Origin of the sequence: Polymorphobacter megasporae, from assembly GCF_018982885.2 — a bacterium.
Classification (GTDB): Bacteria; Pseudomonadota; Alphaproteobacteria; order Sphingomonadales; family Sphingomonadaceae; genus Polymorphobacter_B; species Polymorphobacter_B megasporae.
Genome location: NZ_CP081848.1, coordinates 1,362,071 through 1,375,866 on the forward strand (window position 1 = coordinate 1,362,071; position 13,796 = coordinate 1,375,866).

A 13,796-nucleotide genomic window follows, 5' to 3' on the forward strand; every position below is an offset into this window, starting at 1 on the left:
TGTTCGTCCGGCGGCCGCCGCGATGGCTGATGATCGCGGTCGGCATCGTCTTCCTTGCGCTGTTCGTCTGGTTCGCCGGGCCGCTGGTGGCGATCGCCGGGGCGGTGCCGCTGGGCAGCGTGGTCGCGCGGCTTGTGACGATCGCCGTGATTCTTGGCGTCGTCGGTGCGATCTGGGGCTACCGGCGGTGGCGGACGGCGCGGCGCAACCAGGCGATGGTCGACGACCTCGCTGCGATCCCGCCCGCCGCCCCCGACGATGCCGACGAAGACGTCGCCGCGATGAACGAGCGCGCGGCACAGGCGCTCGCGTTGATGAAGACGACGCGCGTCGGCAAGGCCAAGGCGTTCATCTACGAGCTGCCGTGGTACCTGATCATCGGGCCGCCGGGCGCGGGCAAGACGACGGCGCTACAGAACGCTGGGCTCGATTTCCCGGTGACGCAGTCGCTCGGCGACGGACCGGTGCGCGGCATCGGCGGGACGCGGACCATCGAGTGGTGGTTCACCGACCGCGCCGTGCTGATCGACACCGCCGGGCGCTACACGACGCAGGACAGCGACAAGATCGTCGACGGCAAGGCGTGGACCGGGCTGCTCGACCTGCTCAAGCGCCACCGCCCGCGCCAGCCGGTGACCGGCATCATCGTCGCAATTTCGACGACCGACCTGATCGGTGCCGACGAAGCGGCGGCGCTCGCGCATGGCCGCGCGATCCGGCAGCGGCTGAACGAGGTTCAGACCGCCTTCGGCCTGCGCGTGCCGGTCTATGTCACGCTGACCAAGCTCGACCTGCTCGCGGGGTTCACCGAATTCTTCGACGACCTGCCGCAATCGGAGCGCGAGCAGGTTTGGGGCGGCACCTTCGAATTCGTCGTCGGGACCGGGCTGAACAAGGAGGCGGTCGACGAGACGACGCTCGGACGGCTGTTCGACGGGCTGATCCGACGGCTCGACGAGCGGCTGCTGCTCCGCATCCAGGCCGAACCCGATATCGCGCGGCGGGGTCTGGTGTTCGGCTTTCCCCAGCAGGTTGTGACGCTCCGCTCGCCGCTGCTGGCGATGATGCGGATCATCGCGCGCGAAACCAAGTTCGAGCCGACCCCGCTGGTGCGCGGCTTCTATCTGACGTCGGCGACGCAATTCGGCCGGCCGATCGACCGCCTGATGAACGCGCTCTCGGCGCGGATTGGCGTCGTCCTCGCGACCCCGCCCGGCGACGGTCCGCGCGGCCGCAGCTACTTCCTCCACGACCTGCTGACGCGGGTGGTGTTCCCCGAGGCGGCGATCGCCGGGCGCGACATCAAGGCCGAACGCCGCCGCCGCGCAATCCGCCTCGCCGCGCTGGGAGTCGCCACCGCCGCAGTCGTCGCCGCGACGATGGTGTGGACGCTGGCGTACCTGCGCAATTCGGCGCTGATCACGCGGCTCGAACAGCGCGCCGACATCCTCCACCGCGACGTCACCGTTCTCGGTACCGAGCCGGTCGCCGACAGCGACCCGCTGCGTCCGCTCGCGGTCTTGAACGAAGCGCGTGCTTTGCCGTTCGGCAGCGCCGCACCTGCAGTCGATCGCTCGCCGGGGTTCAGCTGGGGCATCGGCCGCGAAAAAGCGCTGCGAACCCAGGTCGATGGCACATATGTCAACTTGCTCAACCACCAGTTCCTGCCGCGTCTGCTGCTGTCGGTCGAGGGTGAGCTCAGCCGTTTAAACGCGCAGGGCGATGCCGCACGCGACCCGGGCAAGGCGGGCCGCGCCGCCGATCCGCGCCCGGCAATCTACAACCTGCTGCGGATCTACCTGATGCTCGGCCGGGCCCCCGGAGCGCCGCTCGAACGGTCGGCGATCACCAGCTATTTCGCCGATCGCTGGGCCGACCTGCTACCGGCCGAGGAGCAGAGCGACACGCGCGCCGCTCTCGAGGCCCATCTCGACACCCTGCTGGCGAGCCCGATGACGCCCCCGGCGCTCAACGCGACCCTGATTACCGATGCGCGCCAACGGATCGGGACCCTTGGGCCCGGCGAGCGCGTCTATGTCCGGATGCTTGCCGACCAGCGCCTCCGCGACCTGTCGCCATTTGCCTTGACCGACGTCCCGGGCATCGCCAATTCGCGCCTGTTCCTGCGCAAGTCGAACGTGCCGCTGTCGACCGGCCTGCCGGGGATGTTCCGCCACGGCAACTTCTATCCGGTCGTCCTGCCGACGATCAGCCGCTACGCCGCGCAATCCGCCGACGAAGGCTGGGTCACCGGCGAGCGCGACGCGGGCGGAGCCGGGATCGGCCGGATCAAGGACGCGCTGCTGACCGCGTATCTCGCCGACTTCACCAATCGCTGGGACGACTTCATCGACGATATCGCGGTCAGCGGCGAGCGCCCGATCCGCGACCGCATCCAGCTTGCGACCCGCCCGCCGTCACCGGTGCGGTCGTTGTTCAACACGCTGGCGAGCGAGACCAACCTGACGCCGCCGTCGCTCAAGCAGGGGTCGAGCGGGCGCAATGCGCTTCAGGTCGCGTCGCTGTTCTCGCGTAACATCTATCGCGGCCTCCAGCGCGGCAACGCCATCGGCAGCGCGATCCAGAACGGGCCGCCGGGCCCGGCGGGGCCGCTCGACGAGGTGATCGCGCATTTCGCGTGGTTGCGCGACATGATCCCGCCGGGCGGGGCGGGTCCGCTCGATCAGGCGCTGGCGGCGCTCGGCGATGTCGGCAGCGCAGGCGGCGCGGCGGCGGCGGCGGCGGGTATGGGCAATCCCGCGCTACAGGCACAAAGCTCGGCGGCGGCGATGGCGGCGACGGCCAAGCTCGGTACGGTGTCGTCGACCCTGCCCCCGCAGGCGGGCGCGCTGTTCGAAGGCTTCGTCAAGGCGTCGGCGACCCAGCTCAACCATGACGCGCGCGACGCGGTGCGCGGGCAGTATGGCGCGCAGTTGCTGCCCGAATGCCAGTCTATCGTGAAGGGCGGCTATCCGTTCGGCGGCACCCCGTTGCGGCAGGTTTCGCTCGATGACTTCAGCCGCTTGTTCCGCCCGTCGGGGCTGCTCGATGCTTTTCAGAAGACGACGCTTGCCGGGCAGATCGATACCGGTGCGGCACGCTGGACGCTGACCCCGTCGGGCAAGGCGCTCGGGCTCGACCCGGCGGCGGTCGGCCGGTTTCAGGATGCGGCGAAGATCAGCGCCGCGTTTTTCCGGCCCGGCGATATCCGCCCCAATGTGCCGGTTACGATCGAGCTTATCCGTCTTGCCGGAGCCCAGTCGGTGACCCTCGTCGTCGGCGGCATCCCCGCGACCTTCGCCGCGAGCGGCGGGCAGCCGGTCGATGTCCGCTGGCCGGGGAGCCTGCCGGGCGCGTCGATCGGCTTCCAGCGAATTCCCGCCCCGCCGGCCCCCGTGCCGCCGCGAACATGGCCGGGCGAGTGGGGCTTTGCCGCGATGATGCACGACCTCGGCGGGAGCAGCGCCGACCGCAACGGTGTGATCCTCACCGTCAACGACGGCGCGTTACAGGCGAAGGTCCGACTCCGCATCGCGAACAACCCGTTTGCGACGACCAATCTCGCGGCGTTTCAATGTCCGGTGAAATTGTGACAGCGACCGTCGGCTTCTTCGGCAAGCTGCCCGCGCACGGAGACTTTATCCGGCGCGGCCTGCCGACCGCGGCGACCTCTCTGCTCGACGACTGGGTGCAGGCGGGTTTCGGCCGGGCGGATGATCCTGCCGCCGCGATCCGCGGCCTGCCGCCGGTGCGCTTCGCGAGCAGCGCAGTCGTCGACGGCGCGCTTTGCCTTGGGACGATGATCGCGAGCAACGACAGCGTCGGACGTGATTACGTTCTCGTCGCCGTCCATTTGTCGCCAAACGTGTCTGGGGCGCTGCCCGAGCCGTTGCCTGACGCGTGGGACGATTGGTGCGCCCGCGCCGAGGCATTGCTGCTTGCGGCGCAGAGCGTGCCATTGACCGCTGATGCGACGCAGGCCGCGCTCGAGACGGCAGCGCGCGCGACGGTCATGGCGCTCGGCGGGGCCGAACCATTCGCCGTGCCGGATGATATCGAACCCGCGACGGCGAGCTGGCGGCCGGCGGTCGGCAGCGGGGAGCGGCGCGTGACGCGCAGCGACGGCCTGCCACGCGGCGACGCGTTCGACCGGTTGATCGCCCCAGTTGGCGACGGCGCATGAGCGGCGGCAATCTTCGCTTCGACAGCGCCGGGCGGACCGATGTGGGCAAGGTGCGCGCACTCAACGAGGACCGCTACGTCGATCGGCCATTGATCGCCCTTTGGGCGGTTGCCGACGGGATGGGCGGGCATCAGGCGGGCGAAGTCGCCTCGGGGATGCTTGCCGATGCGCTCGAGGCGATCGGGCCGCCCGATTCAGGCTATGCTTATCTCGATGGCGTCCAGGACGCGGTCGAACGGGTTAACCGCGCGCTCGTCGCGCACGCCGCGATCTCGACGCCGGGGTCGGTGATCGGATCGACGATCGTCGTGCTGATCGCCTATGCCGGGCATTATGCCTGCCTTTGGGCCGGGGACAGCCGCGTGTATTTGCTCCGCGACAAGCGGCTCGAACAGATCACGCGCGATCATTCGATGGTTCAGGAACTGCTTGATTCAGGCGCGCTCGCCCGTCGCGACGTCAAGAACTTCGGTAAGTCGAACATCATCACCCGCGCCGTCGGGGTCAACGATCGCCTCGCGCTCGACCTGCATCAGGGGCCGATCCTCGACGGCGACGTCTTCCTTTTATGCTCCGACGGGCTGACCAATTTCGTCGATGATGCCGAGATCGCCGCCGAACTGCGGCGGCCAGCACGCGACGCGGCTGAAGCGCTCATCGCGCTGACGCTGTCCCGCGCGGCGAAGGACAATGTCACCGTCGTCGTCGTGCGCGCGTTTGCCGACGCCGACAGCACACTCGACCCGCTCCGCAGCCGCTAGCGATCGTAAAACGGCTTTCGGACGATGCGTGTGTGCGAGGGGCGGCACGGTCGCGCCGGGCGGTTGAACACGCTCGGCTCGCAGACCGGCAACTTCGCCTTTACCGCAGGGTCTGATTGCGTGCTGGTATCGGCGGTCCCGGGACTGACGGGTGCGACCGTCGCGACCTGACCGGTCGCGCGCGGATGCTTGGCGGCCTTGCCCTTATGGGTGGTGCGCAGCTCCGCCGTTTTGGTGACAGGGGTGCGGCTGCTGTGCCGGACTGTTTTGTGCGACACCGGCGCAGCGACGGTCGTGGCGGCTTCGGCGGGCGGCTGGCTAACCGCAGCGGGGGCGATGGGGGCGCTGGCAGCGACCGGCGCAGCGGGCGCGGCGATCGGCGCGGTGGGAACTGCTACCGGCGGCGCGACAGGGCGGACCGCGGCGGCGGGGGCCACAGCAACGGCGTTTTGTGGGCCGGCGTCGCGGTGCAAACCGAAATAGGCGAGCGCCGCCGCAACGACGGCGACGACGCCCGCGATGATGAGAGCGAGCGCCGACGAACGCTTTGCCGGTTGAGGCGCCGCGATCGGCGCAGCGCGGGACGTGGTAGCGGGCGCGGGCCGATACGGCTGGATCGGCAGCGTGTCGTCGACGCGCTCGGTTGCCGATGGGCGCGCAAACGGCGTCCCGGCGAGCTGCGCCGCTCGCTCTGCCCGCCAGTCGTCTTGCTCAGCCATAATCAGCACCCCTCGACCACCAAAACGCCGCCGGTGCGTAATCGTTGCGTCGCCGCATTTTCATTTCGCCATAGCGAAGTGCCATCGAGGCGGCAGCCGCTTTCGCAAGGTGATCCGACGGCGCGGTTGACGCGATTCTATCGCGGCGACACGATGCCTCCCCACGGAGGAAGCTGCTTGATTCACTTGTCGACGAACCGTAATTCGCGCGTCCTTGCGGCCAGCCTGATCGGCACGAGCGTCGAATTCTACGATTTTTACATCTACGCCACCGCCGCGAGCCTCGTCTTCGGCCCGTTGTTCTTTCCGGCCTCGTCGCCGTCGGCACAGTTGCTCGCTGCGTACGCGAGCTTCGGGCTGGCGTTCGTCGCCCGGCCGGTCGGCGCAGCGGTGTTCGGTCACTTCGGCGGCCGCATCGGGCGCAAGTCGACCCTCGTCACCTCGCTTCTGCTGATGGGCGGGTCGACGACGGCGATCGCTTTCCTGCCGACGTACCAGACGGCGGGCTGGGTGGCTCCGGCGCTGCTGTGCCTGATGCGGATCGGGCAGGGACTCGGGCTCGGCGGCGAATGGGGCGGCGCGGCATTGCTCGCCGTCGAGAACGCGCCGCCCGGCTGGGCCGGCCGGTTCGGTATGGTCCCCCAGCTCGGCGCGCCGCTCGGGTTCCTGCTCGCTAACGGGTTATTCTTGCTGCTCGGTCTTGTCCTGACCCCCGAGCAATTTCGCGATTGGGGCTGGCGGCTGCCGTTCCTGGCCAGTGCGCTGCTCGTCGCCGTCGGCTTGTGGGTCCGGCTCAAGCTGACCGAGACGCCGGTGTTCGCCGCGGTCGTCGCCAGCGGCACCGCCGAGCGAGCACCGCTGTCGATCGTCTTTCGACGCCACCTCGCGCCGGTGCTGGCGGGGACATTCTCGGTGATCGCCTGCTTCGCGCTTTACTATATCGCGACCGCCTTTGCGCTCGGCTACGGGACGACGACGCTCGGCTATGCGCGGTCGGCATTCCTGCGCGTCCAGCTCGGCGCGATCGTCTTCATGGCAATCGGCATCGTCGCCGCGGGGGTCCTGTCCGACCGCTTCAAGCCGCGCGTTGTCCTCCTCGGCGGCTGCGTCGTCACGATCGGCATCGGGGCATTGCTCGCGCCGATGCTGGCGAGCGGGTCGCTGGTCGTCGTCTTCGTCTTCCTGTCGCTGGCGCTGCTGACGATGGGCTTCGTCTACGGCCCGCTCGGCGCATGGCTGCCAAGCCTGTTCCCGCCCCCGGTGCGCTATTCGGGGGTTTCGATCGCGTTCAATGTCGGCGGCACGATCGGCGGGGCGTTGACCCCGCTCGCGGCGCAGGCGATCGCCGAATATTCAGGACTCGGCGCGGTCGGATTATACCTGTCCGCCGCCGCCGGGCTCAGCCTCGTCGCACTGCTGTTCGCGAAGGGCCGCGCCGCGCACTGAAGGTCAGCGCAATAGCGACGCGATGTCGAGCCCGGCCTCGCCAATCCGCCTCTCCGCGATGCGGCGCGCGTCGAGCTGGTAGCTGGAGGACAGGACCGGTCCCGAATTGGCGTCGGCAGCTTCATCGAGCGCGGCATCGCGGTACGCCCGCGATGCGGCAAGGTCGCGGCTCTGCTCGACCACCGCCGCGAAGCGTGACGACGCCGAGCCGCCGGCGGGCGCGGCGGCAGATCCGACCGCGCGCTCGGCGCGCAAGGCAAGCGCTTCCGCCGCCGGGGTTTCAGGGCCGGGGAGGTCGGCGGCGCTGTCCCAGAACTGGTGGAGCGCGACCGGCTTTGCCCCCGGGGCGGTGCGGACCCAGCCGATCGATCCCGCCCGATCGGTCTGGGGAAAGCGCCACGACGCGCGATGCCCGGCATGAAGCGGCTGGTGCATGTCGCCGGCGATGTGAAAGACCCAGCATAGCGCCAGCGCGCGCAGTCCGGCGGCAGCCGTGGGATCGCGCGCGACCGCGAGCTGCCGGTCGAACACCTCAACTGCCTTGCCGAAGGTCAGCGGCCGCAGGATTGTCCAGCCCGACACGACCTTGACCGCGTAGTGCCAGTCGGGCCGGTCGTACCCTGTCCCGCGAATATCGTCGGGCCAGCGCGCCATGAGTTCGAACAGGCGGCGGTCGCGATCGGCGCCGGTCAAAGCGCCGAGCGCCGCGTCGAAGCGCACGTGGTCGGGATGCGACCGCATCAGCGTCAAGACCTGCGTGATCGCCGCCGGATCGTCGCGGGACAGCGCGTCATACGCGATCGCGCCGGTCGCCATGTGCCCCTGGTTGTTCCACGCCAGCACCGGCGCCGCCGAACCAGCGAGCAGCGCCACGGCGATGCCGCGCCCAAGTGCTGCAATCCTGCTGCGTCTCACGTTCTATTCCCCCGCCGCGCCGGACTCGAGTCCGCCAAGCTTGGCGTTAGCATCCCCCAAGCGCCCGTGCGCGTGTATAACGGTCGCGCGGCCAGCCCTTCGGTTTAGATGGCCCGCATGATGAGGTAGTCCCATGTCGACCCGTCCGTTCGACTTTGCCAATGCCGCGGGCCATCGCCTGTCGGGACGGCTCGAACTGCCGGCGGGACCGCCGCACGCGTGGGCGCTGTTCGCGCATTGCTTCACCTGCGGGAAGGACAATCTCGCGGCGGTCCGGATCGCGCGGCGGCTGGCGGGGGCCGGCATTGCCGTGCTCCGCTTCGACTTCACCGGGCTGGGCGCGAGCGAGGGCGACTTCGCGGCGACCAATTTCACTTTGAACGTCGCCGATCTCGTCGCGGCGGCGGCGGCGATGACCGCGGCGGACATGCCGCCGACGCTGTTGATCGGGCACAGCCTCGGCGGGGCGGCGGTGCTCGCCGCCGCCGGGTCGCTGCCCGACATTCTGGCGGTCGCGACGATCGCTGCGCCGTTCGATGTCGCGCACGTGCTGGCGCAGGTCTCGCCCGACGCACTCGCCGAGATCGAGCGCAGCGGCATGGCCGATGTACGTCTTGGCGGGCGGCCGTTCACCCTCGGCAAGCAGTTCGTCGACGATGTCCGCAAGCACGACCAGAACGCGCGGATCGCATCGCTCAAGCGGCCGTTGCTCCTGCTCCATGCGCCGCGCGACAAGGTCGTCACCATCGACAATGCGACGCAGATCTTCCTCGCCGCGCATCACCCCAAAAGCTACGTCTCGCTCGACGGTGCCGACCATTTGCTGTCGAACCCGCGCGACGCCGACTTCGCCGCCGACATGATCGCCGCATGGGCGAGCCGGTATCTCCCCGCAGCGATAACGGCGGTGGCGAGCGGCTACGACGCCGAGGCGGAGGAGACCGGGATGGGCAAGTTCCAGCTGGCGATACGCGCGGGGCAGGCGGCGTTCATCGCTGACGAGCCGGTCAGTGTCGGCGGGTTGGGGTCGGGACCGTCGCCGTACGACCTGCTGTGCGCCGGGCTCGCCGCGTGTACGACGATGACGTTGCGGCTGTACGCAACGAGCAAGGGTTGGCCGGTCGAGCGCATCCGCACCGCGGTCGGACACCGCAAGGAAGCCGACGCGGTGCCGCCCGACGTCTTCACCCGGCAAATCACCATCGTCGGCGACCTCGACGATGCGCAGCGCGCCAAGCTCGGCGGCGCGGCGGATCGCTGCCCCGCGCATCGCACGCTGGAACAAGGCTCGCGTTTCGACGATGTCGACGTGCGGATCGTGACAGAGGAGACATTATGACGACACCGATGAAGATCGACTTCGTCTCGGATATCGCCTGCCCATGGTGCGTCATCGGCCTGCGCGGGCTCGAGGATGCGCTCGATCGCAGCCGCGACGCGGTCGAGGCCGAGATCGTCTTCCGGCCGTTCGAGCTCAACCCGGCAATGCCCGCAGGCGGGCAGAACATCGGCGAGCATATCGCGCAGAAATACGGCTCGACCCAGGCGCAGTCCGCCGCTAACCGCAAGATGATCAACGACCGCGCCGCCGAGGTCGGCTTTACCATGGCGATGACCAGCGACAGCCGAATCTACAACACCTTCGACGCGCATCGCCTGCTTCACTGGGCCGAACAGGCGGGTCACCAGGCCGAGCTCAAGCACGCGCTGTTCACCGCCAACTTCACCGAGGGCAAGGACCCGGGCGACCACACCGTCCTCGTCGAGGCGGCCGAGCGCGCCGGGCTCGATGGTGCAGTAGCGGCGGAGGTGCTGGCGTCGGGACGCTACGCCGCCGAGGTCCGCGCGGAGGAAGAGCTGTGGCGCTCGCGCGGGATCAACGCCGTCCCCGCGGTCGTCATCAACGACAAGCACCTCATCTCCGGCGGCCAGCCCGCTGATGTGTTCGAGACAGTTATCCGCCGGATCGCGGCCGAGGGGTGATGATCGCGGGGTAACCGACGTCACACAAGCCGTGGCCAACCTTCGACTGACCCGGTCGCTATCATCCCCCGCGTGGTGATCAGCGCGACCCTAGATCGAGCCGGTGCGGATCAGCTCGCGGACGTCCTCCGCCGCCTGGTTGAGCGCACCGATCTGCTCGATCAGCTGCGCCGGGCGGCTGCCGCGGAGCCCGGCGAGCGTCAGCGCCTTGTCGCGGACATAGGTGTAGACCCCGCTCACCGCGAACGGCGAGGCAAAGGCGATATGTTCGGCCTGACCCGCCGCCGCCCGGCGAAAAGCCTCGGAGGCGTAGAACTGGCGTCTGACAAGCGGCGACGCGAAAGCCAGCTCGATCACCGCGATCAGGCGGCGTTCACTGGCGACGCTGTGGTCGACGTTCGGCGCGGGCGGGGCAGGTTTGGCATTGTCGTACGCCTCGGGCAGATGGAGCCTGACCTTGAGCACCGGCACTTCGGCGGCAAGCGCCTCGGCGAATTTGCGCATGAAGCGGCCAAACGCCTTGGCATCGTCGTGCGCTGCGCCGAAGTGGACGTGGATCCGATCAAGCCCATCGTCGGCATTCGGACTGGGTTCGACGACGCGGTCGACCAGCGTCGTCGACCCCTGCGGCAGCGCATAGGCGACGGTGGCGGCGAACATGTTCTGCTCGTCGGCGAACAGGATCGGGCAGGCGGCGGTGAACAGCGCCTGGTCCTTCGCCGAATGGAAACCAATCTCGACCCCGCCGTCGAGGACATAGTCGGGAAACGGCCCGATGCCATCGCTGACCGGCCAGAGATGCGCATCCTGCTCACGGTCGAGGTGGTACTGGACATAATAACCTAGGCCCGGGATGCGCGAGCACAATGGGCCATGCACGTCGCGCCAGTAGGTCGCGAACAACTCGTGCGGCACGCCCGGGCGGCGTAGCACGGTCGTGTACGAGTTGATGACGATGGCGGCGTCGCGTCCGGATTGATCGTCCGCCAACCTGGTTTTCGACAAGGTGCGTTCCTTCGGGGTTCGATGGCGAAACACTTCGGACTGCAAACCGGGGGCCAGGGATCGGCAAACCTTGTGAAGCAGGCCATCCGAACTTCCGCTGTCCTACACGCCGGCATTGCGCCTAGCGTCGCCGCTATCGAGTCGCCACCGGGCGGCGTCATCGTTCTTGCTCATGGTGAGGGGAGGCCGCATTGCACCGAGCAGACGTGCAAGCGGGCAGTGAGAACGGTGAAGCAGAGAAAGCGCAAAACACCGTCGTTTGTGTGAACTTAATCTGAACTTAGCAACCAAATGCACCAGAACGGCTAATTTTGTGGACTGGTCCTGTATCAGTCGAGCCGCATCGCCGCTTCCGCCAGCGCATCCGCCTCGATCAGCAGTGCATCGTCGGCCGCGCCGAACACGCGCTCCTTGCCGGCTTCGAGCAGGACCGGCACCGCGAGCGGGGAGACGCGGTCGAGGACGCGGTGGACGAGATGCGTCTGCGACCTCTCGAGCAGCCCGGCAAGACGTCCGATGTCGGTGATCTTTGACCGCGCGTCGGTCCATGCCGCGGTCAGCAGCAGATGGTCGGGCTCGTGCCGCCGGAGGACGTCGTAGATCAGGTCGCTCGAAAACGTCACCTGCTTGCCGGTCTTGTGCTGTCCCGGATGGACCCGGTCGATCAGCCCCGCGATCACCGCGACCTCGCGGAACGCCCGCCGCAGGAACGGCGACCCGGCGATCCATTCGGCAAGCTCGTCTTCGAAAACGTCGGGTGAGAACAACGGCTTGGGGTCGCTGACCGGGTTCAGGCTCCATGTCGCCACCATGTAGTCGCTGCCGACGAAGCCGAGCGGGGCAAGCCCGGCTTTTTCCATCCGCTGGGTCAGGAGCATGCCGAGCGTCTGGTGGGCGTTGCGCCCCTCGAAGCCATACGCGACCATGTAGTTTCGCCCGTCCGCCGGGAAGGTCTCGACGAGCAGGTCGTCCATCCCCGGCAGCGACGACCGCTGGCGCTGGATGTCGAGCCATTCGCAGACGTCGGGCGGCATCTCGGCCCAGCGTTCGGGGGTGTTGAACAACCCGCGCACCCGCCGCGCGAGGTTGGTCGACAGCGGCATCCGCCCGCCGACATAGGTCGGCACGCGCGGGTCACCCTTGCCGAGCTTGACGAACAGGTCGGGGCCGTCAAAGCCGGTGACTTCAAGGACTTGCCCCGCGAACATGAAGCTGTCGCCGATGCGGAGCTGGCTGGCGAACCACTCCTCGACCTTGCCGAAGCTTCGCCCCCGTCCGCGCCCCGCCTTGCCATAGACGACATTCAAGGCCGCCGCCTCGACGATCGTCCCGGCATTCAAGCGGTGCTGCGCCGCCATCCGCGGATGGCTGACGCGGTACAGCCCATCGGGGCCGAGCGTCAGCCGTTTGTACCGTTCATAAGCACGTAGCGCGTAACCGCCCGACTCGATGAAGCCGAGGGTGCGGTCGAACTCGGCGCGGGGCAGCCCGGCGTAGGGGGCGGACGACCGCACCTCGTCGTACATCGCGTCCGCCGCGAACGGGGCCGAGCAGGCGCACGCCATCAAATGCTGGGCGAGGACGTCGACCCCGCCGGGGCGAAACAGGTCGACGTCGAGCTCATGCGCCTCGACCGCGTCGCGCGCCGCGAGGCTTTCGAGATACTCGAAGCGGTTGCCGGGGACGACAACCGCCTCCGACGCCTCGTCCATCCGGTGGTTGGCGCGGCCGATGCGCTGGAGCAAACGGGACGATCCCTTCGGCGCGCCCATCTGGACGACGAGGTCGACGTCGCCCCAGTCGATGCCGAGGTCGAGGCTCGCGGTCGCGACGATCGCGCGCAGCCGCCCTGTCGCCATCGCGTTCTCGACCTTGCGTCGCGCCTCGGGACTGAGCGAGCCGTGGTGGATGCCGATCGGGAAGGAAGCGTCGTTTTCCGCCCACAGGTCGCGGAAGATCAGCTCGGCGACCGCGCGGGTGTTGACGAAGACGATGGTCAGCTTGTAGCGGGCGATCAGCTTGATCACCTCGCGCGCCGCATAGCGCCCGTTGTGCCCTGCCCACGGGATGCGCCCGTCGGGGACGAGGATGTCGACGTGCGGCTCGGCCCCCGGGTCGCCGTGGACGAGGCGGACGCTCGCGGCATCGGCATCGGGGGCGAGCCAGCCCTGATACGCCTCGGGGTCGGCGATCGTCGCCGACAGTGCGACGCGGCGGAGGTTGGGGCTGAGCGCCTGGAGCCGCGCCATCGCGAGGTTGAGGATGTCGCCGCGCTTGGTCGTCGCAAAGGCATGGACCTCGTCGACGATCACCGTCTTGAGTTGCCCAAGCATCCGGTCGGCGTCGGGGTAGCTGATCAGCAATGACAGCGACTCCGGCGTCGTCAGCAGGATCTGCGGCGGCCGCTCGCGCTGGCGGGCCTTGCGGTCGGACGGCGTATCCCCGGTCCGCGTCTCGACCCGGATATCGAGCCCCATCTCGGCGATCGGGTTGAGCAGGTTGCGCTGGACGTCGACCGCGAGCGCCTTCAACGGCGAGACGTAGAGCGTGTGCAGCCCCTCGACCGGCTCCGCGATCAGCTCGGCAAGGCTCGGCAGGAACCCGGCCAGCGTCTTGCCCGACCCCGTCGGCGCGACGAGCAACGCATGCTCCCCGGCGCGGGCGGCGGCGAGCATCTCGAGTTGGTGCCGCCGCACACCCCAGCCGCGCGTGGCGAACCAGTCGAGAATCGGGGCGGGCAGCGGCGGCATCGCAACCGATATAGGAGCAACCGCCGCCGGTTAC

The 13,796-nt window shown here is 68.8% G+C and carries 10 protein-coding genes; 6 read left to right on the forward strand and 4 right to left on the reverse strand.

The annotated features are described in order from the left end of the window. Positions 1-29: 29 nt before the first annotated feature. From tssM to KTC28_RS06380, 3 genes are read left to right on the forward strand one after another with little or no spacing between them, the layout of a single operon-like run. Positions 30-3,593 (forward strand): type VI secretion system membrane subunit TssM, encoded by a 3,564-nt coding sequence (gene tssM / locus KTC28_RS06370; RefSeq protein ID WP_216709414.1) that lies wholly within the window; start codon positions 30-32, stop codon positions 3,591-3,593. Then, positions 3,590-4,183, forward strand: a complete 594-nt coding sequence (gene tagF / locus KTC28_RS06375) for a type VI secretion system-associated protein TagF (RefSeq protein ID WP_223132294.1) — start codon at positions 3,590-3,592, stop codon at positions 4,181-4,183. The genes tssM and tagF overlap by 4 nt, the downstream gene beginning before the upstream one ends. Beyond that, positions 4,180-4,944 carry a PP2C family protein-serine/threonine phosphatase gene (locus KTC28_RS06380; RefSeq protein ID WP_216709412.1) on the forward strand — a complete coding sequence of 255 codons (765 nt, stop codon included), beginning with the start codon at positions 4,180-4,182 and terminating at the stop codon, positions 4,942-4,944. The genes tagF and KTC28_RS06380 overlap by 4 nt, the downstream gene beginning before the upstream one ends. On the opposite strand, the gene KTC28_RS06385 is transcribed toward KTC28_RS06380, so the two are convergent. Then, positions 4,941-5,663: a hypothetical protein gene (locus KTC28_RS06385; protein ID WP_216709411.1), complete on the reverse strand. Its 723-nt coding sequence runs from the start codon at positions 5,661-5,663 to the stop codon at positions 4,941-4,943. The genes KTC28_RS06380 and KTC28_RS06385 overlap by 4 nt on opposite strands. Before the next feature lie 177 nt (positions 5,664-5,840). On the opposite strand from KTC28_RS06385, the gene KTC28_RS06390 reads away from it, so the two are divergent. Then, a complete protein-coding gene (locus KTC28_RS06390; RefSeq protein WP_439650113.1) occupies positions 5,841-7,109 on the forward strand; it encodes an MFS transporter in 1,269 nt (422 codons plus the stop codon). 3 nt (positions 7,110-7,112) lie between these two features. Here the strand turns inward: KTC28_RS06390 and KTC28_RS06395 are convergent, their stop codons facing one another. Next, a complete protein-coding gene (locus tag KTC28_RS06395) occupies positions 7,113-8,024 on the reverse strand; it encodes a S1/P1 nuclease (protein ID WP_216709409.1) in 912 nt (303 codons plus the stop codon). A gap of 133 nt (positions 8,025-8,157) precedes the next feature. Here KTC28_RS06395 and KTC28_RS06400 point away from each other — a divergent pair, with 133 nt between their 5' ends. Together KTC28_RS06400 and KTC28_RS06405 are read left to right on the forward strand one after the other, a co-directional pair. After that, complete coding sequence (locus KTC28_RS06400; protein ID WP_216709408.1) at positions 8,158-9,363, forward strand: bifunctional alpha/beta hydrolase/OsmC family protein; 1,206 nt, start codon at positions 8,158-8,160, stop codon at positions 9,361-9,363. Then, a complete protein-coding gene (locus tag KTC28_RS06405) occupies positions 9,360-10,007 on the forward strand; it encodes a DsbA family oxidoreductase (RefSeq protein ID WP_216709407.1) in 648 nt (215 codons plus the stop codon). Before KTC28_RS06400 ends, KTC28_RS06405 begins: the two co-directional genes overlap by 4 nt. A 90-nt stretch (positions 10,008-10,097) precedes the next feature. Here the strand turns inward: KTC28_RS06405 and KTC28_RS06410 are convergent, their stop codons facing one another. Both KTC28_RS06410 and KTC28_RS06415 read right to left on the reverse strand, forming a co-directional pair. Next, entirely contained in the window at positions 10,098-11,012 is a 915-nt protein-coding gene (locus KTC28_RS06410; RefSeq protein ID WP_216709406.1) for an EthD domain-containing protein, read from the reverse strand. A gap of 329 nt (positions 11,013-11,341) precedes the next feature. Continuing rightward, complete coding sequence (locus KTC28_RS06415; protein WP_216709405.1) at positions 11,342-13,762, reverse strand: ligase-associated DNA damage response DEXH box helicase; 2,421 nt, start codon at positions 13,760-13,762, stop codon at positions 11,342-11,344. Positions 13,763-13,796: the final 34 nt, after the last annotated feature.